The sequence below is a fragment of the Pseudacidovorax sp. DMC4 genome, assembly GCF_056314265.1.
In genome coordinates this window covers 250435-273218 of sequence record NZ_JBQUYR010000009.1, presented here as the reverse complement: position 1 = coordinate 273218, position 22784 = coordinate 250435, and the positions used below count along the sequence as shown (strand labels likewise).

At 69.5% G+C, this 22784-nt stretch carries 25 protein-coding genes; 12 read left to right on the top strand and 13 right to left on the bottom strand.

What is annotated here, in order from left to right; all coding sequences use genetic code 11:
• Positions 1–8 precede the first annotated feature (8 nt).
• From ahcY to ACT54X_RS18685, 4 genes are all read left to right on the top strand, one after another.
• Positions 9–1442 carry an adenosylhomocysteinase gene (ahcY, locus tag ACT54X_RS18700; protein WP_234194563.1) on the top strand — a complete coding sequence of 478 codons (1434 nt, stop codon included), beginning with the start codon at positions 9–11 and terminating at the stop codon, positions 1440–1442.
• A 118-nt stretch (positions 1443–1560) separates the two neighbouring features.
• Positions 1561–2334 (top strand): TlyA family RNA methyltransferase, encoded by a 774-nt coding sequence (locus tag ACT54X_RS18695; RefSeq protein WP_476347781.1) that lies wholly within the window; start codon positions 1561–1563, stop codon positions 2332–2334.
• A 20-nt stretch (positions 2335–2354) separates the two neighbouring features.
• A complete protein-coding gene (gene metF, locus ACT54X_RS18690) occupies positions 2355–3188 on the top strand; it encodes a methylenetetrahydrofolate reductase [NAD(P)H] (protein WP_294370471.1) in 834 nt (277 codons plus the stop codon).
• A complete protein-coding gene (locus ACT54X_RS18685) occupies positions 3185–3862 on the top strand; it encodes a septal ring lytic transglycosylase RlpA family protein (protein WP_294370470.1) in 678 nt (225 codons plus the stop codon). Before metF ends, ACT54X_RS18685 begins: the two co-directional genes overlap by 4 nt.
• A 44-nt stretch (positions 3863–3906) precedes the next feature.
• Here ACT54X_RS18685 and ACT54X_RS18680 read toward each other — a convergent pair whose 3' ends face one another.
• On the bottom strand, positions 3907–4806 hold the full coding sequence (locus tag ACT54X_RS18680; RefSeq protein WP_476347779.1) for a 23S rRNA (adenine(2030)-N(6))-methyltransferase RlmJ: 900 nt from the start codon (positions 4804–4806) through the stop codon (positions 3907–3909).
• A gap of 187 nt (positions 4807–4993) precedes the next feature.
• On the opposite strand from ACT54X_RS18680, the gene rplM reads away from it, so the two are divergent.
• From rplM to mdtD, 4 genes are all read left to right on the top strand, one after another.
• Positions 4994–5422 (top strand): 50S ribosomal protein L13, encoded by a 429-nt coding sequence (gene rplM, locus ACT54X_RS18675; protein ID WP_114802320.1) that lies wholly within the window; start codon positions 4994–4996, stop codon positions 5420–5422.
• A gap of 11 nt (positions 5423–5433) precedes the next feature.
• Positions 5434–5826: a 30S ribosomal protein S9 gene (gene rpsI / locus ACT54X_RS18670; RefSeq protein WP_017761458.1), complete on the top strand. Its 393-nt coding sequence runs from the start codon at positions 5434–5436 to the stop codon at positions 5824–5826.
• Between the two features lie 113 nt (positions 5827–5939).
• Positions 5940–6314: an iron-sulfur cluster insertion protein ErpA gene (gene erpA, locus ACT54X_RS18665; RefSeq protein ID WP_294370464.1), complete on the top strand. Its 375-nt coding sequence runs from the start codon at positions 5940–5942 to the stop codon at positions 6312–6314.
• A gap of 90 nt (positions 6315–6404) precedes the next feature.
• The gene (gene mdtD, locus ACT54X_RS18660) at positions 6405–7832 is read left to right on the top strand and encodes a multidrug transporter subunit MdtD (RefSeq protein WP_294370462.1); all 1428 of its coding nucleotides are present in this window, start codon (positions 6405–6407) and stop codon (positions 7830–7832) included.
• Between the two features lie 87 nt (positions 7833–7919).
• Here the strand turns inward: mdtD and ACT54X_RS18655 are convergent, their stop codons facing one another.
• Both ACT54X_RS18655 and ACT54X_RS18650 read right to left on the bottom strand, forming a co-directional pair.
• Positions 7920–9035 (bottom strand): anhydro-N-acetylmuramic acid kinase, encoded by a 1116-nt coding sequence (locus ACT54X_RS18655; protein WP_476347775.1) that lies wholly within the window; start codon positions 9033–9035, stop codon positions 7920–7922.
• A gap of 104 nt (positions 9036–9139) precedes the next feature.
• The gene (locus ACT54X_RS18650; protein WP_476347805.1) at positions 9140–10492 is read right to left on the bottom strand and encodes a peptidoglycan DD-metalloendopeptidase family protein; all 1353 of its coding nucleotides are present in this window, start codon (positions 10490–10492) and stop codon (positions 9140–9142) included.
• Between the two features lie 164 nt (positions 10493–10656).
• On the opposite strand from ACT54X_RS18650, the gene tyrS reads away from it, so the two are divergent.
• Entirely contained in the window at positions 10657–11889 is a 1233-nt protein-coding gene (tyrS, locus tag ACT54X_RS18645) for a tyrosine--tRNA ligase (RefSeq protein ID WP_294370458.1), read from the top strand.
• Between the two features lie 102 nt (positions 11890–11991).
• Here the strand turns inward: tyrS and ACT54X_RS18640 are convergent, their stop codons facing one another.
• Positions 11992–12612 carry an OmpA family protein gene (locus ACT54X_RS18640; protein WP_294370456.1) on the bottom strand — a complete coding sequence of 207 codons (621 nt, stop codon included), beginning with the start codon at positions 12610–12612 and terminating at the stop codon, positions 11992–11994.
• Positions 12609–13082: a FecR family protein gene (locus tag ACT54X_RS18635; RefSeq protein ID WP_294370455.1), complete on the bottom strand. Its 474-nt coding sequence runs from the start codon at positions 13080–13082 to the stop codon at positions 12609–12611. Before ACT54X_RS18635 ends, ACT54X_RS18640 begins: the two co-directional genes overlap by 4 nt.
• Before the next feature lie 91 nt (positions 13083–13173).
• Here ACT54X_RS18635 and ACT54X_RS18630 point away from each other — a divergent pair, with 91 nt between their 5' ends.
• Positions 13174–14136: a cation diffusion facilitator family transporter gene (locus tag ACT54X_RS18630; protein ID WP_294370453.1), complete on the top strand. Its 963-nt coding sequence runs from the start codon at positions 13174–13176 to the stop codon at positions 14134–14136.
• On the top strand, positions 14133–14573 hold the full coding sequence (gene dtd, locus ACT54X_RS18625) for a D-aminoacyl-tRNA deacylase (protein WP_294370451.1): 441 nt from the start codon (positions 14133–14135) through the stop codon (positions 14571–14573). Before ACT54X_RS18630 ends, dtd begins: the two co-directional genes overlap by 4 nt.
• Positions 14574–14635: 62 nt before the next feature.
• Here dtd and ybeY read toward each other — a convergent pair whose 3' ends face one another.
• Complete coding sequence (gene ybeY, locus ACT54X_RS18620; RefSeq protein ID WP_294370449.1) at positions 14636–15097, bottom strand: rRNA maturation RNase YbeY; 462 nt, start codon at positions 15095–15097, stop codon at positions 14636–14638.
• On the bottom strand, positions 15097–16053 hold the full coding sequence (locus ACT54X_RS18615) for a PhoH family protein (protein WP_294370447.1): 957 nt from the start codon (positions 16051–16053) through the stop codon (positions 15097–15099). The genes ybeY and ACT54X_RS18615 overlap by 1 nt, the downstream gene beginning before the upstream one ends.
• A 48-nt stretch (positions 16054–16101) precedes the next feature.
• Here ACT54X_RS18615 and ruvA point away from each other — a divergent pair, with 48 nt between their 5' ends.
• The gene (ruvA, locus tag ACT54X_RS18610) at positions 16102–16683 is read left to right on the top strand and encodes a Holliday junction branch migration protein RuvA (RefSeq protein WP_017761470.1); all 582 of its coding nucleotides are present in this window, start codon (positions 16102–16104) and stop codon (positions 16681–16683) included.
• Between the two features lie 141 nt (positions 16684–16824).
• Here the strand turns inward: ruvA and ACT54X_RS18605 are convergent, their stop codons facing one another.
• From ACT54X_RS18605 to ACT54X_RS18580, 6 genes are read right to left on the bottom strand one after another with little or no spacing between them, the layout of a single operon-like run.
• Positions 16825–17772 (bottom strand): phosphatidate cytidylyltransferase, encoded by a 948-nt coding sequence (locus tag ACT54X_RS18605; RefSeq protein ID WP_294370443.1) that lies wholly within the window; start codon positions 17770–17772, stop codon positions 16825–16827.
• Entirely contained in the window at positions 17769–18473 is a 705-nt protein-coding gene (locus tag ACT54X_RS18600) for a lysophospholipid acyltransferase family protein (RefSeq protein WP_294370441.1), read from the bottom strand. The genes ACT54X_RS18605 and ACT54X_RS18600 overlap by 4 nt, the downstream gene beginning before the upstream one ends.
• Complete coding sequence (locus ACT54X_RS18595; protein WP_294370438.1) at positions 18470–18955, bottom strand: hypothetical protein; 486 nt, start codon at positions 18953–18955, stop codon at positions 18470–18472. The genes ACT54X_RS18600 and ACT54X_RS18595 overlap by 4 nt, the downstream gene beginning before the upstream one ends.
• Entirely contained in the window at positions 18952–20280 is a 1329-nt protein-coding gene (locus ACT54X_RS18590) for a phosphatase PAP2/dual specificity phosphatase family protein (protein ID WP_354320064.1), read from the bottom strand. The genes ACT54X_RS18595 and ACT54X_RS18590 overlap by 4 nt, the downstream gene beginning before the upstream one ends.
• Entirely contained in the window at positions 20277–22034 is a 1758-nt protein-coding gene (locus ACT54X_RS18585; RefSeq protein WP_294370435.1) for a bifunctional alpha/beta hydrolase/class I SAM-dependent methyltransferase, read from the bottom strand. The genes ACT54X_RS18590 and ACT54X_RS18585 overlap by 4 nt, the downstream gene beginning before the upstream one ends.
• 45 nt (positions 22035–22079) lie before the next feature.
• The gene (locus tag ACT54X_RS18580; protein WP_294370433.1) at positions 22080–22688 is read right to left on the bottom strand and encodes a CDP-alcohol phosphatidyltransferase family protein; all 609 of its coding nucleotides are present in this window, start codon (positions 22686–22688) and stop codon (positions 22080–22082) included.
• Positions 22689–22784: the final 96 nt, after the last annotated feature.

Here is a 22784-nt window from a genome sequence, read left to right as displayed (position 1 = left end):
AGCATTGCATGAGCGCCGTTCTCAAAGCCGACCTTTCCGCCGATCTGGCGATCGCCGACATCTCGCTGGCCGACTGGGGCCGCAAGGAAATCAAGATCGCCGAGACCGAGATGCCCGGTCTCATGGCCATCCGCGAGGAATTCGCGGCAGCGCAGCCCCTGAAGGGCGCCCGCATCACGGGTTCGCTGCACATGACCATCCAGACGGCGGTGCTGATCGAGACCCTCAAGGCCCTGGGCGCCGACGTGCGCTGGGCCTCGTGCAACATCTTCTCGACGCAGGACCATGCCGCCGCCGCCATCGCCGCCGGCGGCACCCCGGTGTTCGCCATCAAGGGCGAGTCGCTGGAGGACTACTGGGACTACACCCACCGCATCTTCGATTTCGGCCCCAAGGGTTCGAAGGGCGAAGGCCCCAACATGATCCTGGACGACGGCGGCGATGCGACGCTGCTGATGCACCTGGGCCAGCGCGCCGAGAAGGACCTCTCGGTGGTCGCCAACCCGTCGAGCGAAGAAGAGCGCATCCTCTTCGCCGCCATCAAGGCCAAGATCGCCCAGGACCCGACCTGGTACAGCCGCAAGTCGGCCGAGATCATCGGCGTGACCGAAGAGACCACCACCGGCGTGCACCGCCTGAACGAGATGTCCGCCAAGGGCACGCTGCTGTTCCGCGCGATCAACGTCAATGACTCGGTCACCAAGAGCAAGTTCGACAACCTCTACGGCTGCCGTGAATCGCTGGTGGACGGCATCAAGCGCGCCACCGACGTGATGATCGCTGGCAAGGTCGCCGTGGTGGCCGGCTACGGCGACGTGGGCAAGGGCTGCGCCCAGGCCCTGGCCGCCCTGCGGGCCCAGGTGTGGGTGACCGAGATCGACCCGATCAACGCCCTGCAGGCCGCGATGGAAGGCTTCAAAGTCGTCACCATGGAATACGCCGCCGACAAGGCCGACATCTTCGTGACCACCACCGGCAACAAGGACGTGATCCGCCACGAGCACATGCTGGCGATGAAGAACGAGTCCATCGTCTGCAACATCGGCCACTTCGACAACGAGATCGACGTCGCCTCGATCGAGAAGTACCAGTGGGAAGAGGTCAAGCCTCAGGTCGACCACGTGATCTTCCCGGACGGCAAGCGCATCACCCTGCTGGCCAAGGGCCGCCTGGTCAATCTGGGCTGCGCCACGGGCCATCCGAGCTTCGTGATGTCGTCCTCCTTCGCCAACCAGACCATCGCGCAGATCGAGCTGTTCACCAAGCCCGACGCCTACGAGGCCGGCAAGGTCTACGTGCTGCCCAAGGTGCTGGACGAGAAGGTCGCGCGCCTGCACCTGAAGAAGGTCGGCGCCCAGCTCACCGAGCTGACCGACGCGCAGGCCGCCTACATCGGCGTCGCCAAGACCGGGCCCTACAAGCCCGATACCTACCGCTATTGAGCACCCACCGGGCTTCGTGCCGCCGCCTTGGGCGCCCGTGCAGGGCGCAAGCGGCGCGCCGGAGCCGGTGGCCGCGGCGCCTCGCACGGGGCGGCCCGGCCTGCTCCTGTTTCCTCCCATGCGCGCTGACCAGCTGCTCGTCGAACGCGGCCTGGCCGCTTCACGCTCGCAGGCGGCGCGCCTGATCGCGGGCGGCCTGCGCTGGCGCCTGCATGCCGGCCAGCCCTGGCGTTCGGCCACCAAAAACGGCGACGAGGTGCCGCCCACGGCCGAGCTCGAACTGGCGGACGCGGCCGAGGCCCGTTACGTCTCGCGCGGCGGCCTGAAGCTCGAAGGCGCACTCGATGCGGCGCAGCTCGATGTCGCCGGCCTGCGTTGCCTGGACGTGGGCCAGTCGACCGGCGGCTTCACCGACTGCCTGCTGCAGCGCGGTGCCGCCGCCGTGGTGGGCGTGGACGTCGGCCATGGTCAGCTGCATGAACGGCTGCGGGCCGATGCTCGCGTGCAGGCGCTGGAGAAGGTCAACGCGCGCCATCTGCAGCCTGCGCAGTTCGCGCCGGTGGGCGGCGCGGATTTCGGGCTGGTCGTTGGCGACCTGTCCTTCATCTCGCTGACGCTGGTGCTGCCGGCGCTGGTGCCGCTGATGGCACCGACGGGGCGCCTGCTGATGCTGGTGAAGCCGCAGTTCGAGCTTCAGCCGGCGCAGATCGGCAAGGGCGGCATCGTCCGCGATCCCGCGCTGTACGCCGAGGTCGAGGCCCGGCTGCGGCAGGGCTGTGCCGATGCCGGCCTGCGGCTGCTCCAATGGCTGGACAGCCCCATCGTCGGCGGCGATGGCAACCGCGAGTTCTTCATCCACGCGGCGCCTTCGGCGGCCGTGCACGACAACTAACGACAAGAAAAGGGTTCCCCATGGCGCTGCCGATCAGTTTCGAGTTCTTCCCGCCCAAGACGCCCGAAGGCGCGGTCAAGCTGCGGGCCGTGCGGGCGCAGCTGCGTGCCCGCGCGCCGCAGTTCTGCTCGGTGACCTATGGCGCCGGCGGTTCCACCCAGGCGGGCACCTTCGCCACGGTGAAGGAGATCCTGGAAGAAGGCACCGATGCCGCCTCGCATTTCTCGTGCATCGGCGCCACGCGCGAGACGGTGCGCGATCAACTGCATCAGCTCAAGGCCATGGGCGTGCGCCGCCTCGTGGCGCTGCGCGGCGACCTGCCCAGCGGCTACGGCATCGGCGGCGAATTCCAGTACGCGAGCGACCTGGTCGCCTTCATCCGTGCCGAGACCGGACGCGACTTCCACCTGGAAGTGGCCTGCTATCCCGAGGTGCATCCGCAGGCGCGCACGCCCCAGGCCGACATGCAGGCCTTCGCGACCAAGGTGCGTGCGGGCGCCGATTCGGCCATCACGCAGTACTTCTTCACGCCCGAGGCCTACTTCCGCTTCGTCGACGAGGCGCGCGTCGCCGGTGCCGACGTGCCGATCGTGCCGGGCATCATGCCCATCACCAGCTCCACGCAGCTGATGCGCTTCTCGGATGCCTGCGGCGCCGAGATTCCGCGCTGGGTGCGGCTGCGGCTGCAGTCCTTCGGCGACGACACGGCTTCGATCAAGGCCTTCGGCCTCGATGTGGTCGCGGCCCTGTGCGAGCGGCTGGTGGCGGGCGGCGCACCGGCGCTGCACTTCTACACCATGAACCAGGCCGCGCCCACCCTGGCGCTGCTGGATCGGCTGGGCCTGGGCGAATGAGCGTCTGGGCAACGGCGCGGGCCGCATGTGCGGCACTCGCGACGCTGCTGGCCGTGGCCTGTGCGCCGCTGCCGACGACCCCGGAGGCCGGGGCTGACGGCGTTTCGGCGACCGGTGCTCCCGCGGCCCGGCCCACGCTGCGCCCGCTGGAACGGCAACCGCCAGCCGCCGCCGAGGCACCGCGTTCGCGCGTGGTCCAGATCTTTCCCGACCTGGGCGAGACGCCCGACGGCCCGCCCGACGATTTGCAGGTCGAGGAATTCGAGCGGGGCGGGGGCTCCTGGTACGGCGTGCAGTTCCACCGCCGGCGCACCGCCAGCGGCGAGCTGTTCGACATGACCAGCTTCACCGCCGCCCACAAGACGCTGCCCTTCGGCACCAAGGTGTGCGTGCGCAGCCTGGTCAATGGGCGCGAGGTGCTGGTCTACATCAACGACCGCGGGCCTTTCACGCCGGGCCGCATCATCGACCTGAGCCAGGCGGCGGCCGAGCAGATCCAGCTGACCACCATCGGCTTCAAGCAGGTGTCGCTGACGGTGATCCCGGAGGAGGGCGGTCGTTGCGCGGGCGAGCGCGTCGAAGGTGGTCTGGCGCCCATCAACATGGCGGCGGCGCCGCGTCCCGCGCCGGCGCGCCGTGCGCCAGCGCGCGTGGTGAACAAGCGAAAGCGCTGAGGTAGGCCCGGCCTTGGCCGGGCAAGCCCGACCGCAGCCGTGGATCAGCCACCGTGCTCCAGCGTGAAGGCGGCGTTGGCGTCCTGCGCCAGCACTTGCGCCATGCGGGCCAGGCTGGGACGCAGCCGCGCGGCCAGGGTGTGCGGCGGATTGATGAGGAACATGCCGCTGGCGGGCAGGCCAGGCCGGCGGCTGGTCTCGCCCGGCAGCGCGACAGCCATGCGGCTGGACTTGACCGTGAGGCTGGCATTGAGCCACGGCTTGCCGGCCTTGGTTGCCAGCGTCTTGAGCCGGCGCGGCAGCTCGTGCGCCTCCGGTCGGGGAATGATCGGATACCAGACCGCGTAGACGCCCGTGGCGAAGCGCTTGAGCGCCTCGCCCACGTAGGCGGCGGTGCGGCCATAGTCGGTCTTCATTTCGTAGCTCGGATCGGTGAGCACGAGCGCGCGGCGCGAGGGCGGCGGCAGGAACTTGGTAGCGCTGCCGAAGCCGTCCTCGCGCAGCACGGCGATGCGCCGGCCGGCATCGAGCTGGGCCACGTTGCCGTCGAGGGTCTTGGCGTCCGTGGGATGCAGTTCGTAGAGCTTGAGGCGGTCGTGTTCGCGCAGCAGCTGATGGGCGACGAAAGGCGAGCCCGGGTACACGCGCAGCGCCTCGCCGCGATTGAACTCGCGCACCAGCGCCAGGTAGCGACCGAGCGCATCGGGCAGGGGGGTGTCGGACGCGGCGGCCGCCTCGGCCAGCCGCAGCACGCCCTCGGCGGCCTCGCCGCTCTTGCCGGCATAGTCACCATCCAGGCGATAGAGGCCGGCACCGGCATGGGTGTCGACCATCGTGAGGGCGGTTTCCTTCTCGAGCAGGTAGTCGAGCACGGCGATCAGCACCGTGTGTTTGAGCACGTCGGCGTGGTTGCCGGCGTGGAAGGCATGGCGGTAGCTGAACATGGGGCAATGCTAACCGCGGCAGCCTTCAGGTGGCGCCTATCTGAAGGCTGTGCATATAATGGAAGGCTTCGCAGCGTTTTACCGAGCCCCGCGGCGAAGCTCGACACCCGCCTAAGAGCTTTCCTTCAGAGAAAGACCGACCGCGGAAAAGGGCTCACTCCAAACCTCCTGTTTTCAAGGAAATCTCATGTCTACGTTCAGCGCCAAGCCCGCTGACGTGAAGCACGAGTGGTTTGTGATTGACGCAACCGATAAGGTTCTCGGTCGGGTCGCCAGCGAAGTGGCCCTCCGTCTGCGCGGCAAGCACAAAGCCATCTACACGCCTCACGTCGACACCGGTGACTTCATCGTCATCGTCAACGCGTCCAAGCTCAAGGTCACCGGCACCAAGAGCCTCGACAAGGTCTACTACCGTCACTCCGGCTTCCCGGGTGGCATCACCGCCACCAACTTCCGCGACATGCAGGCCAAGCACCCCGGCCGCGCGCTCGAGAAGGCCGTCAAGGGCATGCTGCCCAAGGGTCCTCTGGGCTACGCCATGATCAAGAAGCTGAAGGTCTACGGCGGCGCTGAGCATCCGCACAGCGCCCAGCAGCCGCAGCCGCTGGAAATCTGAGGAGTCCCGAGATGATTGGTGATTGGAACAACGGCACCGGCCGTCGCAAGTCCAGCGTCGCCCGCGTGTTCCTCAAGAAGGGCAGCGGCAAGATCACGGTGAATGGCAAGCCGATCGAGCAGTTCTTCGGCCGCCAGACCTCGATCATGATCGCGAAGCAACCGCTTGCGCTGACCGAGAACCTGGAAGCCTTCGACATCCAGGTGAACGTGCACGGCGGCGGTGAGTCCGGCCAGGCCGGCGCCACCCGCCACGGCATCACCCGTGCGCTGATCGACTACGACGCGACCCTCAAGCCGGTGCTGAGCCAGGCTGGCTTCGTCACCCGCGACGCGCGTGAAGTCGAGCGTAAGAAGGTCGGTCTGCACTCCGCACGCCGCCGCAAGCAGTTCTCGAAGCGCTAAGCGTTTCGCACCTGCCAGAGAAAAACCGCCTTCGGGGCGGTTTTTCTTTGCCTGCGTTAGCATCCTTTCCCATGGCTGCGCCCGCCGGGCTCGGCCCTCCACGGAGATTTCCCATGACCGCAGTTGCCGAAACCACCGCGTCCGCCGTGCAGGCGATGCCTGAGCCGATCGTGTTCACCGATTCCGCCGCCGCCAAGGTGGCCGACCTGATCGCCGAGGAAGGCAATCCCGATCTGAAGCTGCGCGTGTTCGTCCAGGGCGGCGGCTGCTCCGGCTTCCAGTACGGCTTCACCTTCGACGAGGTGACCAACGATGACGACACGACCATGACCAAGAACGGTGTGTCACTGCTCATCGATGCCATGAGCTACCAGTACCTGGTCGGTGCCGAGATCGACTACAAGGAAGATCTGCAAGGTGCCCAGTTCGTGATCAAGAACCCCAACGCCACCACCACCTGCGGCTGCGGTTCGAGCTTCTCGGTCTGATCCGCCGCACCGTGCGACAACAACGCCAGTCGCCGCCATGAAAGCCGCCTTCGGGCGGCTTTTTGTTTCCCTTTGCGCCCGAGCCCGCCCTTGACCGCCTCCCGACCCGAAGCCGCTCCCGCGGCCACCGACACCTCGCAACGCATCCTGCTGTGGCTGGTGGCCATCGGCTTCTTCATGCAGACGCTGGATGCCACCATCATCAACACGGCCCTGCCGTCGATGGCGCGCGCGCTGGGCGAAAGTCCTTTGCGCATGCAGTCCGTCGTGGTGTCCTATTCGCTCACGATGGCCTTGCTGATCCCGGCTTCGGGCTGGCTGGCCGACCGCTTCGGCACGCGGCGGATGTTCATGGTGGCCATTGCCCTGTTCACGCTCGGCTCGCTGGCCTGTGCGGCATCACGGCACCTGGGCGAGCTGGTGGCGGCGCGGGTGCTGCAGGGCCTGGGCGGCGCGCTCCTCCTGCCGGTCGGTCGGTTGACGGTGCTCCGTACCTTTCCCCGCGCTCAGTTCCTGCAAGCCATGAGCTTCGTGGCGATTCCTGGCCTGATCGGCCCCCTGCTGGGTCCGACGCTGGGCGGTTGGCTGGTCGAGTACGCATCGTGGCACTGGGTGTTCCTGATCAACCTGCCGGTGGGCCTGATCGGCCTGGCAGCGACCCAGCGTTTCATGCCCGACGTGCGGGCCGATGCGCCTGGCCGCTTCGACCTTTTGGGCTACGTGCTGCTGGCCTTCGGAATGGCCACCTTGTCGCTGGCCATTGAAGGTGCCACGGGCATGGGGCACGCGGGCGCCCTGGTGATGGCGGTGTTCGGCTTCTCGGCGGTGGTGGCCTATTGGTTGCATGCGGTCCGGCATCCAGCGCCGCTGTTTTCGACCCACCTCTTCCAGGTGCGGACCCTCTCGGTCGGGTTGCTGGGCAACCTGTTCTGCCGGCTGGGCAGCGGCGCCATGCCCTTCCTGATTCCGCTGTCGCTGCAGGTGTCGCTGGACTATTCGCCCATGCAGGCCGGCATGATGATGCTGCCGACGGCGCTGGCCGGCATGGGCATGAAGCGGGTGGCGGCGCAGCTGATCCTGCGCTTCGGCTACCGGAACCTGCTGACGGCCAACACCTGCATCATCGGGCTGCTCATGACCAGCTTCGCGCTGGCGTCGCCGGGGGAGCCGCTGTGGCTGCGGCTGCTGCAGTTCGCCCTGTTCGGCGCTTTCAATTCGCTGCAGTTCACCGCCATGAACACGCTCACGCTCAAGGACCTGGACGGTGCCAGCGCCAGCAGCGGCAACAGCCTCTTCTCGATGGTGCAGATGCTGGCGATGAGCCTGGGTGTGGCCATGGCCGGCGCAGTGCTCTCGGGCTTCAGCGGGACCTTCGGCGACCATGCCCTGCCGGCCTTCCAGGCCACCTTCGTGACGGTGGGGCTTGTGACTGTGGCCTCGGCCTTCATCTTCTGGCAGGTGCCGCCCGAGGCGCGCTCGCCCCAGCTCGAAGAACCGGACGCGGCCGGCCGGCACTGAGGCTGGGCGGCCGCCCGGCCGCTGCGATCGATGGTCGGCGCTTTCCAGGGGCCGGCCCTCGTCGGGTCGACGCGGCCGCGCCGGCAGTCAGGCCGGGTAGAGCGCGCCGAGCACCCGCAGGCCGCGGGCACCCGTGACCGTCGGCAGATTGCCGGGCTCCCCGGCCAAGAGCCGCTGCGCCAGCCAGGCGAAGGCCGTGGCCTCGACCTGCTGGGCCGGCAGGCCGTGCGCGGCGGAGTTGTCGACGGCAACCCCGGGCAGGTGCAGCGCCAGGCGGTGCATCAGGTCTTCATTGGCGGCGCCGCCGCCGCAGACGATCAGCCGCCGGACGTCCGGTGCATGCAGGCGCAGCGCGTCGGCGCAACTGTGGACCGTCAGCTCCGCCAAGGTCGCCTGCACATCGCGCGGATCCGCAGCCAGGTCGTCGGGGTGCAGGTGCTGCGCGAGCCATTGCGGATGGAACAGGTCACGCCCCGTGCTCTTGGGGATGGGGTGGGCGAAGTAGGGCTCGGCCAGCAGGCGCTGGAGCAGCGCGGGGCGGACCGTCCCCGACGCGGCCCAGGCACCTCCGGCATCGAAGGCGGTACCGCGGTGCAATTGGCACCAGTGGTCGAGCAGGGCGTTGGCCGGGCCGCAGTCAAAGCCACGTACGGGCCCGTCGTCGCCCGGCAGCAGGCTCAGGTTGGCAATGCCGCCCAGGTTGAGCGCCGCACGGACCTCCCCGGGGCGACCAAACAGCGCGGCGTGGAAGGCCGGCACCAGTGGGGCGCCCTGGCCGCCCGCGGCCACGTCGCGCGAGCGGAAGTCGCAGGCCACGGGCAGGCCCGTCAGTTCGGCCAGCAGTGCCGGGTTGTTCAGCTGCAGCGTGTAGCCCGTGCCGTCGAAGGCGCCCGGCCGGTGGCGCACCGTCTGGCCATGGGCGCCCACAGCGCGGACCGAACCTGCGGCCGGACTGGTCCGATCGAGCAGTTGCCGCACCACCGCGGCGTAGTGGCGCGCCAGCCGGTTGGCGGCGAGCGCGGCCCGGTGCAGCTCGTCCACGCCCTGCGGCTGGTTCAGCGCCAGCAGCTCGGCGCGCAGGGCGGCGTCGAAGCCGACGCTCGCATGGGCATGCACCGTCACGCCGTCGTCGAAGGCGGCGATCACGCCGTCCACGCCGTCGAGGGAAGTGCCGGACATCAGGCCGATGAAAAGCGCCGTCATGCGGGGTTCTCGAATGTCGCCAAGAAAAAAAGCGCCGGAGGGCCGGCGCTGCTTGGAGGGGAGTGAGGGCCGGGCCGCCGGTCTGGCGCAGGTGCGTGCCGTCGTCAGTCCGCGCGGGCCTGCAGCACCGCGCTGGCGGCGGCGAGTTCCGTGCGCGCCGCACCCATGGCCTTGGCGAAGGCCGCTCGGGCGGAAGCGGGAATCGGCGTGCCGCCATCCTGCTCGGCCAGCATGCGCTGCGGATCGAAGTACTGGCCGTCGATGCGGAACTCGAAATGCAGGTGCGGGCCCGTGGCCCAGCCGGTGGAGCCCACCGCGCCCACGCGCTGTCCCTGGCTCACGGACTGCCCCGCCTTGACGTCGATGCGGCTGAGGTGCGCATAGGCCGTCTGTTGGCGGTTCCGGTGGTTGATGATGACGATGTTGCCGTAGCCGTTCTGCCAGCCGGCGAAGTCGACCGTGCCGTCGCCCACCGTGCGCACGGGCGTGCCGGGTGGTGCGGCGAAATCGGTGCCGGTGTGCTGCCGCCAGCTGTTGAGGATGGGGTGCAGCCGCATCGCGAAACCGCTGGACACGCGGGTGAACTCGACCGGCGACGCCAGGTACGCGCGGCGCAGGCTCTCGCCGTCGAAGCGGTAGTAGCCGCCCTTCTGGCCGGCCGGCTCGAACCACATGGCCTGGTGCACCTTGCCGCCGGTCTCGAATTCGGCGGCCAGGACGCGGCCGGTACGCATGGCCTGGCCATCGGCTTCGAGGCTTTCGTACTGCACGGCGAAACGGTCGCCCTTGCGCAGTTGGCGGAAATCCACATCGCCCGAGAAGATGTCCGCGAGCTGGCTGGCGACGGCGTCGGGGATGCCCGCGGCGTCGGTGGCGGCGAAGAGCGAGCTCTGGATGGTGCCGCCAGCCACGCGCTGGTTGATGTCCAGCGCCTCGGCCTCGCTGCGCACGGCGAAGCTGGCGCCGTCCGGCTGCATCGTGATGCGCCGGAAACCGCCTGCGTTGTCGGGCACCCAGCGGGCCGACAGGCGGTGCAGGCGGCCGTCCTGGCCGATCTCGGCGGAGATGGTGCGGCCCACGCGGCTGAGCATGGCGGCGCGCGCCTCGCCGTTGCCGCGCACGAAAGCGGCGGCCGCCGGGTCGTTCACGCCGAGGCGGCCGAGCAGGGCGTCTGCCGTGTCGCTGGCGCGGGTGGACTCGGTGCGGAAGAGGGTGAAGCTGTAGCCGTCGAGGGCCTGGCTCTGGCTTTCGACAGAGACGGGGGTGACGGTTTCGAGGACTTGGCGGATCGGCAGATCCACGGCATCGGGGCCCAGCGAGGCGACGGCGAAGGCGCCGCCGCCGGCGGTCATCAGCATCGCGGCGACGGCGGCGGTGAGATGGCGGGGATGGGTCCGGATGACCAGGGCCACGCGAGACGCAAACGCTTCCTCGGCGGCCAGAATGCCGTTGATCAATTTCGACAACGTAGGATCCAGGGCTCGGGTTCGGCGGCCGCCCTGCAGCGCTGTAGGTGAGCGCTGATGCAAGGGCGGGGCGAAAAGAGGCGCTGCGTAGAATGCACAGCGCAAAACCCGGCGGAGTATAGCGGCGTGTGTTGTTTCCGCCCCTCAAAATCGCAATGAATCCCCAGTCTCCTATTGGTCAAACACTATCGGATGGTGTAGGACAAGCGCTCGAAATTTCTCTGCGAGGCGCCGACGAACTGCTGCCTCAGGACGAGTGGATCCGCAAGCTGCAGCGCGCCGAAAAGACCGGCCAGCCGCTGCGCATCAAGCTGGGTCTGGACCCGACGGCGCCCGACATCCACATCGGCCATACCGTGGTGCTCAACAAGATGCGCCAGCTGCAGGACCTGGGCCACCAGGTGATCTTCCTGATCGGCGACTTCACCACCCTGATCGGCGACCCTTCAGGCCGAAACAGCACCCGTCCGCCTCTGACGCGCGAGCAGATCGAGGAAAACGCGCAGACCTACTACCGCCAGGCCAGCCTGGTGCTCGACCCGGCCCGCACCGAGATCCGCTACAACTCGGAATGGAGCGACCCGCTGGGCGCGCGCGGCATGATCCAGCTGGCGGCCAAGTACACGGTGGCGCGCATGATGGAGCGCGACGATTTCACCAAGCGCTTCAAGGCGGGCCAGTCGATCTCGGTGCATGAGTTCCTGTACCCGCTGATGCAGGGCTACGACTCGGTGGCGCTCAAGAGCGACCTGGAACTCGGCGGCACGGACCAGAAGTTCAACCTGCTCGTGGGTCGCCACCTGCAGCAGGAATATGGCCAGGAGCCGCAGTGCATTCTGACCATGCCCCTGCTCGAAGGCCTCGACGGCGTCGAGAAGATGTCGAAGAGCAAGAACAACTACATCGGCATCAGCGAGGCACCGAACACCATGTTCGCCAAGGTCCTGTCGATCTCGGACGCGCTGATGTGGAAGTGGTTCACGCTGCTGAGCTTCCGCTCGTTGAAGGAGATTGCCGCGCTCAAGGCCGAGGTCGAGGGCGGTCGCAATCCCAAGGACGCGAAGGTGTTGCTGGCCAAGGAGATCACGGCCCGCTTCCACAGCGCCCAGGCGGCCGACGCGGCCGAGCAGGACTTCATCAACCGCAGCCGCGGTGGCGTGCCGGACGAAATTCCCGAGGTGCCGATCAGCGGTGCGCCGCTGGGCATCGCCCATGTGCTCAAGCAGGCGGGGCTCGCGGCGTCCACGTCGGAGGGCAACCGCCTGATCGACGGCGGCGGCGTGCGTGTGGATTCCAGCGTCGTGAGCGACAAGGGGCTCAAGCTGGAGGCCGGCAGCTACGTGGTGCAGGTGGGCAAGCGCAAGTTCGCGCGGGTGCTGCTGGCCTGACCGTTTCAGGTGTGCCGACCGGCACGCCTGCTTCCATGCGTCGGCCACGCCAGTCGCGCGTCAGGCGGCCGGGCGGGTGCTGCCAAGAAACGCCCGGGGCTTTCAGCGCAGATCGATCACCACGCGCCGGTTGCGCGGCTCGTCCACCTCGTCGGCCGTGGGCACGGCCAGTTCGCGCTCGCCGCGTCCGGCGGCTTCGATGCGTTCCTGCGCGAAGCCGCGCTGGATCAGCATCTGCCGCACCATCTGTGCGCGGGCCAGCGACAGCGCGTCGTTGGCCGCCGCCGCACCCCGGGTGTCGGTGTAGCCGGTGATGACCAGGTCGGCGCCCGGCCGGGCCAGGGCGTCGCCCAGCAGCGCATCGAGGTCGCGCTGCGATTGCGCGGCCAGCCGCGTGCCGCCGGTGTCGAAGAACAGCACGTAGCGCTGCGGGCGGGCGGGCCGCATCGAGAAAAGGCTGGGGTTGCGGGCCTGCACCGTCGCCGCGTCGGTGGTGTCGACCACCGGCGGCTGGCTGGCGGCGACCACCGAGGCGCGTTCGTAGGGCTTGTCCAGGCGCTGCTGACCGCCGGCCGTCTTCACCACCACCGCGGACGGGGTGCCGTCGTCCTGCGGCAGCAGCACCACGCGGGTGGAGGGCGGCGGTGGCGCCGCGCAGGCGGCGAGCAGCACGGCCACGGCGGGAACGGTCCAACGCAGCAGGGTGGGCGGGCGGCGCATCATGGGGCCTCGGCGGACACGATGAAGTCCGTCCCTCGGATGCCGATCGTGGCCGTCTGCGTCTCCACGCGCACGGCTTCCGGATGGGCCTTGCCCAGCAGGCCGCTGATCATGCGCAGCGAGCCCCGCAGCAGGCCGACCAGCAGGTTGCCGTCCTGCGTGGTGCTGTCGAAGCGGTAGTCGCGCAGGTCCACGCGCGAGGCGGGGCCGACGACCAGGGTGGTGCCATCCCGCAGCACGAGGCCGGCGGCGCCTTGCGCGTCCGTCTCGACGCGGTCGCTGGCACGCAGCGTGCTGCCCGCCTGGGCGGCCTGCGACTGCCCGGCCGCGTTCACGATGAGGACCTGCCCCTGGACCGATTTGATGAAGCCGGCGTGTCCGCCGCTCACGGCGTCCTGCGCCTGGGCCGGGCCCACAATGCCGGCCCACAGGGCAGCGGCGGCGAGCAGGCCTTGAAGCGTCCTCTGTCTCATGACCTTAATCTGGCGCTAAAGAAAACCGCGCATGATAGGGCGCGCCCCGCGGCGCTCTGTGGCGCGTTCAGTAGAGTTTTTGACAAAGAACATGAAATATTTCCCTATCGGTGACGATTCGCCACTTTGGCAGCCGCGCAACCTGCTGAAGCTGTCGATCGGAGTCGCGCTGGTCACCATCCTGCTCAAAAGCATCGCCGGCTACGTGACCCATTCGATGGGCCTGATCTCCGATGCGATGGAGTCCTTCGTCAACCTGGCCAGCGCGGTGTTCGCGCTCAGCATGGTGACGGTGGCGGCGCGGCCAGCCGATGACGAGCATCCCTATGGCCACCACAAGGCGGAGTACTTCTCGTCCGGCTTCGAGGGCGTGCTGATCGTCGGCGCCGCGCTGGGCATCGGCGGCGCGGCGGCGCACCGGCTGCTCAATCCCCAGCCGCTGGAGCAGTTGAGCTGGGGCCTGGTGCTCTCGGCCGTGAGTTCGGCCTTCAACGGCGGGCTGGCCTGGCTGCTGTTCCGCGCGGCCAAGAAGCACAACTCCATCGCGCTGGAGGCCGACGGCCGGCATCTGATGACGGACGTGTGGACCTCCGTCGCCGTGATCATCGGCGTGATCGCCGTGGGCTTCACCGGCTGGCTGTGGCTCGATCCGCTGCTGGCCATCGGCGTGGCGATCAACATCATCTGGGAGGGGGGGCAGCTGGTCTGGCGCTCGGCCCAGGGCCTGATGGACGAGGCGCTGGCGCCGGCCGACCAGGCGCTGCTGCAGTCGGTTCTGGATCGCATCGCCGCCGAGACACCGGCCGACACCGAGCTGCGCTTCGACCACCTCGTCACCCGTCGTGCCGGCCGCCGCTGTTTTGCCGACCTGCACATGCACCTGCCCGGGGGCTGGACGCTGCGCCGCGCCGCGCTGATGCGGGACGACGTCGAGCGGGCATTGATGGCGGTTCTGCCCAACCTGCGGGTGACCATCCAGCTGCTGCCGCTGAAATTCGAATCGCGGGCCGCGCTGGCGCAGGACCGCGATCCGGTCGGCCGGGTGCTGCCGTGAAGGCGCTGCTGCAGCGGGTGCGCGAGGCGCGCGTGGAGATCGCCGGCGAGGTGGCGGGCGCCATCGGCCCAGGCTTGCTCGTGCTGGTGTGCGCCGAGCCGGGCGACACCGAGGCCGTGGGCGAGCGCCTGCTGGCCAAGATCCTGAAGCTGCGCATCTTCTCGGACGAGGCCGGCAAGATGAACCGCAGCGTGCAGGATGTGGGCGGCGGGCTGCTGATCGTCAGCCAGTTCACGCTGGCGGCGGACGTGCGCGGCGGCAACCGTCCCAGCTTCACGGGCGCTGCGCCGCCGGACGAGGGGAGGCGGCTCTACGACGCCTTCATCGCGCAGGCCCGCAGCCTGCATCCCGAGGTGGCCACGGGGCGCTTCGGCGCCGACATGCAGGTGCACCTGGTCAACGACGGTCCGGTCACCATCCCCATCGACATGCGCTGAAGGCCGGGATTGCTCTCCGGACCTCGGGCTGTGGTGCAGGCGGGTCTGTGAAAGGCGTGCTCTCAGCGACCCCGATACGGATTGCGCACGCCCAGCCCGGCCAGGATCTCGATCTCGCGCGCTTCCATCCCCTCGGCATCCTCGTCGCCAGTCTCATGGTCCCAGCCCTGCGCATGCAGCGTGCCGTGCACCAGGAGGTGCGCGTAATGGTCGGCCAGGGTCACGCCCAGCTCCTTCGCTTCGCGGGCCACGACCGGCGCACACAGCACCAAGTCGGCCATCACCATCGGGGACTGCGCATAGTCGAAGGTGAGCACGTTGGTCGCGTAGTCCTTGCCACGGAACTCGCGGTTCAGCTGCTGGCCTTCCTCGGCGTCGACGATGCGCACGGTGATCTCGCCGGGCGCCTCCAGCGCATGGCGGATGCAGCGGGCCACGCGGTGGCGGGGCAGGGCGGCGCGGTGGCGCGCCAGGGCGTCGATGTGGCCGAACTGCAGCGACAGGGAGAGGGGCGGCATCGCCATCAGTCGGCCTTTGCGCTGCTGCTGCGCTTGCGGGAGGCGTCGTAGGCATCGACGATGCGCGCCACCAGCGGGTGCCGCACCACGTCGCCGGTGTCGAAGCGGGTGAAGGCCAGGCCCTGCACCCGGCGCAGCACGCGCTCGGCCTCCACCAGGCCGCTGGTCTGCGTCTTGGGCAGGTCGATCTGGCTGATGTCGCCGGTCACCACGCACTTGCTGCCGAAGCCGATGCGGGTGAGGAACATCTTCATCTGCTCGGGCGTGGTGTTCTGCGCCTCGTCCAGGATGACGAAGGCGTTGTTGAGCGTGCGCCCGCGCATGAAGGCCAGCGGCGCGATCTCCAGCGCGTTGCGCTCGAAGGCCTTGGTGACCTTCTCGAAGCCCATCAGGTCATACAGCGCGTCGTAGAGCGGGCGCAGGTAGGGATCGACCTTCTGCGTGAGGTCGCCGGGCAAAAAGCCCAGGCGCTCGCCGGCCTCCACCGCCGGGCGGGTGAGCACGATGCGTTGCACGCTGCTGCGCTCCAGCGCATCGACCGCGCAGGCCACGGCCAGGTAGGTCTTGCCGGTGCCGGCCGGGCCGATGCCGAAGGTGATGTCGTGGTTGGCGATGTTGTCGAGGTACACGCTCTGGTTGGGCGTGCGTGCGCGCAGGTCACCGCGGCGGGTGGCGAGCGTGAGGGCGCCGTCCTCGGCCTCGGCCATCTGGCCGTCGCCGGCCAGGGTGAGCTGCACCATGGCGGCGTCGAGCGGATGCCGGGCGATCTCGTACAGGGCCTGCAGCACCTCCAGCGCGCGTTCGGCGCGGGCCTTGGGGCCGTCGATCTTGAACAGCTCGTGGCGGTGGGCGATCTTGACCTCCAGCGCCTCCTCGATGCGGCGCAGGTGCGCGTCCATGGGGCCGCACAGGTGGGACAAGCGGCTGTTGTTCGCGGGGGTGAAGCTGTGGCGGAGAATCACGCGGCTTTTTTCTCTGGCAGATGGAATCGAAGGATCGGCAAGCAAGTCATGATAGGAAAACTCACCGGAACCCTGGCCGAACGCAACCCGCCGCAGATCGTGATCGACTGCGGCGGCGTGGGCTACGAGGTGGACGTGCCGATGAGCACCTTCTACAACCTGCCGCAGGTGGGCGCGAAGGTCTCGCTGCTCACGCACTTCATCGTGCGAGAGGATGCCCAGATTCTCTACGGCTTCGCCTCGGCGGAAGAACGTGCGGCCTTTAGGCAGCTGATCAAGATCGCGGGCGTGGGGCCGCGCACGGCGCTGGGCATCCTGTCCGGGTTGAGCGTGGGCGAGCTGGTGCAGGCCATCGCGCTGCAGGAGCCGGGCCGGCTGGTGAAGATTCCCGGCATCGGCAAGAAGACGGCCGAGCGGCTGCTGCTGGAGCTCAAGGGCAAGCTGGGCGACGCCGTGGGCACCGCCGGCGCCGCGGCGCAGCCCGCCAGCGACGCCCAGGCCGACATCCTGCAGGCCCTGCTGGCGCTGGGCTACAACGACAAGGAAGGCGCCGCCGCCCTCAAGGCCCTGCCCAAGGACGTGGGCGTGAGCGAGGGCATCAAGATGGCGCTGAAGGCGCTGGCGAAGTAGGCGCTCAGGTTCCGCTGACTTTTGCTCGAAAGGCCGCGGAGCAGGCCACGCGTGGACATCCGCGGAACCGGCTTTGCCGGGCCGCTGGATGTGCCCCCTTGAGGGGGAGGCGGAGCGCGAAGTGCGAAGCCTGGGGGTGGGTCAAGGAACCCACCAATAGTGGAGCGCGTGGAAGTACATCGGCGCGGCAAAGATCACCGAATCGAGCCGGTCCAGCATCCCGCCATGTCCTTCGATCATGGTGCCCCAGTCCTTCACGCCGCGGTCGCGCTTGATGGCGGACATCACCAGCCCGCCGAAGAAGCCCATCATGCAGATCATGAAGGCCATGAGCGCGGCCTGCCAGGGCGCGAAGGGCGTGGCCCACCACAGCGCCGCGCCCAGCAGCGTGGCGCTGGCCACGCCGCCGATGAGCCCTTCCCAGGTCTTGGAAGGCGACAGCTCCGGCGCGACCTTGCGCTTGCCCATGAGCTTGCCCCACACGTACTGCAGCACGTCGCTGCCCTGCACCACGATCACCAAAAAGGCGATCAGCAGCAGGTTGCGGCCCTCGAAGCCCGGGATGTGCAGCGTCAGCAGCGCCGGCACGTGGCTGATGCAGAACACACAGACCATCAGGCCCCACTGCACCTTGGACGTGCGCTCCAGGAAGCGTTGCGTGTCGCCGCCCAGGGCCGACAGGATGGGCAGGATGAGGAACACCTCCACCGGGATGAAGATGGCGAACATGCCGTACCACTCGATCCAGACCAGGAAGTACTGCACCGGCAGCGCCACGTAGAAGGCTGCGGCCATGGCCAGGTGGTCGCCGCGCCGGGTGTAGGTCAGGCTCAGGAACTCGCGCAGGGCGTAGAAGGAGACCAGGTAGAACAGCAGGATCACGCCCAGCTTGCCGAAGGCGAAGGCGATGCCGATCACGGCCACCATCACCCACCAGGCATTGACCCGGGCGTTGAGGTTGTCGATGACCGAATGGGGCGCGCCGTGGGCCACGCGCCACTTGAGCAGCGCGCCGATGGCCGAGGCCAGCACCAGCACGCCGGCCACGCCGCCGAAGAGCATCAGGGTGGTGTGGGTGATGGGGCTCATCGTTCCTCCGCTTTGTCATGGTCAGGCCGCAGGTCCAGCATGGCCTGCTGCGCGCGCGCCAGGAAGGCGGCCTTGTCCTCGCCGTCGGCCAGCACCACCGGCGCGCCGTAGCGCACCGAGCAGGCCAGCGGCACCGGCACCAGCTGCCCCTTGGGCAGCACGCGCTTGAGGTTCTCGATCCACACCGGCACCAGCCGCACCTGCGGGCAGGCGCGGGCGATGTGGAAGAGGCCGCTCTTGAGCGGCAGCATCACCGCATCGCCCGTGTTGCGCGTGCCCTCGGGGAACATGATCAGCGAATCGCCGGCCTCCAGCGCCTGCACCATCTGCTCCACGGGATTGGTGGCCGCGCCGCCCGCCGCACCGCTGCCGTCGCGGCGGATCATCAGCGCATTGAACACGTCCTGGCCGATGAAGCGGCGCAGCCGCGAGGCCAGCCAGTAGTCCTGCCCGGCGACAGGCCGCGTGATCGCCCGCAGGTCGGGCGGCAGCGTGGCCCATACCAGCACGAAGTCGCCATGGCTGGAATGGTTGGCGAAGTACAGCGTGGTCTCGGCCACCGGCGTGGTGCCGCTCCAGATGGCGCGCACGCCGGTGAGCAGGTTGGCCACCAGCACGATGGCCCGGGCGGCAACGAAGGCGCCGGCCTGCCGCAGCAGGACGCGCGCGGGCGGTGTGTCGGAGTCGAGGATGTCGTTCATGGCGAAGGCAGGCCGGCGTGGAGGCCGGCGATGAGGGCGATCAGGACGCAGAGGGTCTGCAGCAATGCGACGCCCAGATGCCGACGCATCAGGGCCTGCGTGCCGCGCAGGCGCTCGTCCAGCGGGCGTGGGGTGCCCGGCGACGAGGGGCGCAGGCCCAGCCAGGCCAACGCGTCGTCCATCGCGGCCAAGTCGGGCAGGACGCCGCGGGCGAGGGCTGCGAACAGGCCCTCGTCCAGGCGCAGGCGCAGCGCCAGGTAGCGTTCGGTCAGGCCGAGCAGCGCGCCGAGCGCCCAGGCGGGAAGGCAAAGGCGGCTCGCCGGCACGGCCCAACCGGAGGCCACCGCCGTCAGGGCAAGGAGGCAGGCGGCCGACAGCAACAGGCTCCAGGCGGCCACGGGCCGCTGGGCGGCCAGTCGCGCGGCCAGGGCGGCGCAGCGGCTGCGTGCCAGCGGATCAGGGGGTGGCGACGGCAAGGTCATGGATGGCGCGGCAATGGCTCGGGGCTCTGCATGGCCGACAGCGCCGCCCGCCACGGCGCACGCAGCACGATCTGCGGCCGCGCGCGCCGGACCATCGCCTCCGCGGCGGCCAGCTCGGACGCACCGCCGTGCCGCAGCAGCCAGCCCACGACTGTCGCAGCACTGCGCGAAAAGCCCAGTGCGCAGCAGACCCACACGGCGCCATCGCCGGAGCCCCGCTGGCCTTCCAGCACCGCGACGGCCCGACGCAGCCGGGCCGGCGAGGGCGTGGCGAGGTCCAGCATCGGCACGCAGCGGGCGCCCGGCACGCGTGGCAGTTGCAGTTCGGCGCACAGGCTCAGCAGCCGCGGCCGGCCGGCGGCCTGCCACTCCGCCTGGGAGGGGAGGCGTCCCAGCCACAGACCCGGCGCCACCTCCACGCGGGCCGGCAGCTTGCGCGTCCAGGCCCACGCGTTGACGGCGGCCGCGGCCCGGTAGGGGCCCAGGAGCCAGCGCGCGGCGTAATGCATCCGGCCGTGCCGGTCCATGCGGAAGCCGCGCGCGCCGAAGCCGGCGTAGTTCAGCGCCACCAGGGCCAGCGACGCGGCGGGCCAGCCCAGCCACAGGAACCCTCCGCCCCACTGCCGCGCCAGGGCCAGGCACAGCAGGGCTCCCACCGCGTAGGCCCCGGCCAACCGCCAGCGCCCGCCGTCCCGCGCCCACCGCCAGGCGCGCGGCAGCGCCACCTGCCGCTCCAGCGGCCAGAGCCACACGCACAGCAGGCCCAGCAGTGCGCCGGTCGGGATGTCGATGAAGTGGTGCTGGTAGGTGGTCAGCACCGAGGCGCAGATCAGCAGCGTCCACACGTGCAGCACCGCGCGCGCCCAGCGCGGGCGGATGAGCTGCCGGTACCAGTCCCACAGGATCACGGCCAGCGCGATGTGCAGCGAGGGCGCCTGGTTGAAGGGCTTGTCGAAGCCGCGCAGCGCCTCGAACAGGAAGGCGGGCGCACCTTCCACTGCCGGCTGCCCGAAGCTGAAGCCCAGCGGCCAGAGCACGAAGCAGCTGACGGCCACGACCTGCGCCGTCAGCAGTCGCGCCGCATGCCGGTCCACGAGATGCCGCGTGCGGCCGAGGAACAGCGACAGCGCATAGAAGGCATTGATCGACCAGTACGGAAAGATGGTCCAGGCCCAGAAGGGCAGGCTCCGTTCCCAGTCGAACACGACCGACGGCACCTGCGGCCGCGTGCCGGCCCACCAGTTGGCCAGGCCGTAGCTCAGGTAGAAGAAGGGCCCCAGCAGGGCCAGCCAGGCGAGGGCGCGCTTCCAGGGGCGCTTCGTCATGCCTTCTGCGCGAGCGAGACGGTGAAGATGCCCCAGTGGTCCACGCGCTGGGCGATCTTGCGAAAGCCCGCGGCTTCCACCAGCTGGTCCATCTCGGCCTGTGTGCGCCGACGCATCACCCAGGCCTGGCCCTGGCGGTGGCTGGTGAGCGCCCGGGCGATCATCTCCAACTGGGGATGCCAGGGCTGGCCGGTGTAGACCAGGTAGCCGCCGGCCTCCACGGCGTCGGCCACGCCGGCGAGCGAGCGGGCCACCATGTCGTTGTCGGGGAAGAGTTCGTACAGCCCCGACACCACGGCCAGCGTGGGTCGCGGCGTGACGGCGGCCAGGCTCGCGCGGTCGAAGGCATCGGCCTGCACGAAGCGTGCGATGTCCTGCAGGCCACGCTGGGCGATGAGCCGCTGCCCATCGCGCACGTTGATGTCGCTGTAGTCGCGCAGCAGGATCGACACGGGCGCGACGGCACTGCCTGCCGCGGCATCGAGCACATAGCGGCCATGGCCGGCCGCGATGTCCATCAGCCGCACCTCCCGGCCTTCGTGGGCAAGCCGCCCCATGGCCTCGCGCAGCAGTTCTTCGACATGCAGCTTGCGCTGGCGGATGCCGCGCCAGCCGATGGAGTCGAGGTAGGTCCGGTCCACCAGCCGGCCCACCAGCGGCGCGCCCGCCGGCTCGTTGCGGTAGACGTAGTCCAGCGTGCTGCCGGAATCGAAGCCGGTGGCGTGGCCCAGGGCGATGCCGCGGGACAGCCGGCCGCCCAGGCGCAGCCCGGCGCGCGTGGCGGCCCAGTACAGCCCACGCGGCGACAGCGCCGGCAGCGGGGCCGCAAGTGCCCGCGCCTCGTCGGCGGTGAAGCCCTGGCGGTCGGCCGTGCGCAGGTCGACCGGCGCGGGTGGAGCGTCGAAGAGCCGCAGAATGAAGTCGCGCACCGCGGCCACGGCGCCGGCCCGGTCGCGCTCGCCCAGCGTGTCGTGGAAGAAGCCGGGCAGCTCCAGCTTCTCTTTCACGCGGCTGCCCAGCCGGTCGAAGAAGCGATGCTGCGGCCCGTGGTGCACCACCCAGTCGGCGCCGGAGATCAGCAACTGCGTCGGCAGCACGATGGCCTGGGCGTCGTCGACCACGCGCTCCGCGGCCTCGTACAGGTCCAGCAGGATGTTGACCGCGATGGGTCGCGTGATCAGCGGGTCGGCCTGGTAGCTGGCGATGCGCGCCGGGTCGTGCGTGAGGAACTTCGGCTTGACGTAGCTGTTGACGAAGAACAGCCCCCGCAGCCTGTGCATGAGGGCGAGCCCGGGCCGCGCGAAGGGCACGTAGAGCTTGACCTTGAAGGCCGGCGAGGCGAGCGTGAGGCCGCGGACCTTCGGCGCGTAGTCGTGGGCCCAGGTCGAGATCAGCACGGCCCCCACGCTCTGGGCCACGACGTGCATGTCCTGCTCGGCCACGCCGTGCTGCGCGGCGATGTGCTCGACGAAGGTCTGCACGTCGCGCACCGAGTGCGCGAAGCTGGGGCTGTGGCCGCGCTGGCCCGGCGAGCGGCCATGGCCGCGGGCATCCCAGGCGAAGAAGTCGAAGTCGGGCAGGTCCAGCTCGTCCACCAGATGCGCCATGCGCGCGCCGTGCTCGTGGCCGCGGTGGAAGAGCAGCACCGCCCCACGGCGCGCGCTGCCGGTGGCAGGCCAATGGCGATAGAAGAGCGATTCGCCGTCGTGCGTCTGGAAGTGCCGTTCCTCGGCGATGCGTGGTGTGGCCGTCATGCGTGATTCGTCCCCGGGGTTGTTGTGAAACTCATCGGCGCCGGCTCATCCGGCGGTGCGTTCGGCCAGGGCGGCGCGCACGCGGCGCACCACCGTCCAGCCCACGGCCAGGGCCAGCAGCGGCATCAGCCAGGCCGCCGCGGCCGGCAGCGGCCAGCCCAGGGCCACGTACAGCCCCACTGCGCCGAACACGAAGGCGCGGTCGCTCTTGCCCATCGGCCCGTCGTAGCGGCGGCTGGCACCGACCGTCGGCCCCAGTGCGCCCGCGAATTCGGACAGGCCCGCCAGCACGATCACCACGCCCACCCAGAAGCCGGAAAAGGGCGCCACCATCGCGAAGGGCAGGTACAGCGCCGCGTCGGACACCACGTCCGTCAGGTCGTTGAGGAAGGCACCCAGCGCGCTCTGCTGACCATGTTCGCGGGCCAGCATGCCGTCGACGGCGTTGAAGGCCATGCGCACGAGCATCCAGAGCGGCACCAGCGCGAAGGCCGCGTGTGAGGGGGCAGCCCAGAACAGCCACAGGCCGAGCGTCACGGAGACGATGCAGGCCGCCATCGTGACCTGGTTGGCCGTGACCCCCGCCCGGGCGAGGCGTTGGACCAGGGGGCGGAGCAGGGCCTGGAAGCGGGGCTTGAGCTGGTAGATGGACAAGGTGTTGACGGTGAGCGGCAGGAGCGGTCGATTCTGCCGCCTGAATGCAGGCTGACCGCGTCCCGGCCGCGGCAGGCGCCGCCTACAATCCGCCGC

What these genes read in the sequence shown, in the direction of transcription:
- rpsI (WP_017761458.1), top strand. Translation starts at nt 5,434, where the DNA reads ATGATTGGTGATTGGAACAACGGCACCGGCCGTCGCAAGTCCAGCGTC.
- ACT54X_RS18695 (WP_476347781.1), top strand. Translation starts at nt 1,561, where the DNA reads ATGCGCGCTGACCAGCTGCTCGTCGAACGCGGCCTGGCCGCTTCACGC.
- ybeY (WP_294370449.1), bottom strand. Translation starts at nt 15,097, where the DNA reads ATGGCGATGCCGCCCCTCTCCCTGTCGCTGCAGTTCGGCCACATCGAC.
- ACT54X_RS18600 (WP_294370441.1), bottom strand. Translation starts at nt 18,473, where the DNA reads ATGAACGACATCCTCGACTCCGACACACCGCCCGCGCGCGTCCTGCTG.
- metF (WP_294370471.1), top strand. Translation starts at nt 2,355, where the DNA reads ATGGCGCTGCCGATCAGTTTCGAGTTCTTCCCGCCCAAGACGCCCGAA.
- ruvA (WP_017761470.1), top strand. Translation starts at nt 16,102, where the DNA reads ATGATAGGAAAACTCACCGGAACCCTGGCCGAACGCAACCCGCCGCAG.
- ACT54X_RS18595 (WP_294370438.1), bottom strand. Translation starts at nt 18,955, where the DNA reads ATGACCTTGCCGTCGCCACCCCCTGATCCGCTGGCACGCAGCCGCTGC.
- ACT54X_RS18630 (WP_294370453.1), top strand. Translation starts at nt 13,174, where the DNA reads ATGAAATATTTCCCTATCGGTGACGATTCGCCACTTTGGCAGCCGCGC.
- tyrS (WP_294370458.1), top strand. Translation starts at nt 10,657, where the DNA reads ATGAATCCCCAGTCTCCTATTGGTCAAACACTATCGGATGGTGTAGGA.
- ACT54X_RS18655 (WP_476347775.1), bottom strand. Translation starts at nt 9,035, where the DNA reads ATGACGGCGCTTTTCATCGGCCTGATGTCCGGCACTTCCCTCGACGGC.
- ACT54X_RS18640 (WP_294370456.1), bottom strand. Translation starts at nt 12,612, where the DNA reads ATGATGCGCCGCCCGCCCACCCTGCTGCGTTGGACCGTTCCCGCCGTG.
- ACT54X_RS18590 (WP_354320064.1), bottom strand. Translation starts at nt 20,280, where the DNA reads ATGACGAAGCGCCCCTGGAAGCGCGCCCTCGCCTGGCTGGCCCTGCTG.
- ACT54X_RS18685 (WP_294370470.1), top strand. Translation starts at nt 3,185, where the DNA reads ATGAGCGTCTGGGCAACGGCGCGGGCCGCATGTGCGGCACTCGCGACG.
- ACT54X_RS18635 (WP_294370455.1), bottom strand. Translation starts at nt 13,082, where the DNA reads ATGAGACAGAGGACGCTTCAAGGCCTGCTCGCCGCCGCTGCCCTGTGG.
- rplM (WP_114802320.1), top strand. Translation starts at nt 4,994, where the DNA reads ATGTCTACGTTCAGCGCCAAGCCCGCTGACGTGAAGCACGAGTGGTTT.
- ACT54X_RS18605 (WP_294370443.1), bottom strand. Translation starts at nt 17,772, where the DNA reads ATGAGCCCCATCACCCACACCACCCTGATGCTCTTCGGCGGCGTGGCC.
- ACT54X_RS18585 (WP_294370435.1), bottom strand. Translation starts at nt 22,034, where the DNA reads ATGACGGCCACACCACGCATCGCCGAGGAACGGCACTTCCAGACGCAC.
- ACT54X_RS18680 (WP_476347779.1), bottom strand. Translation starts at nt 4,806, where the DNA reads ATGTTCAGCTACCGCCATGCCTTCCACGCCGGCAACCACGCCGACGTG.
- erpA (WP_294370464.1), top strand. Translation starts at nt 5,940, where the DNA reads ATGACCGCAGTTGCCGAAACCACCGCGTCCGCCGTGCAGGCGATGCCT.
- ahcY (WP_234194563.1), top strand. Translation starts at nt 9, where the DNA reads ATGAGCGCCGTTCTCAAAGCCGACCTTTCCGCCGATCTGGCGATCGCC.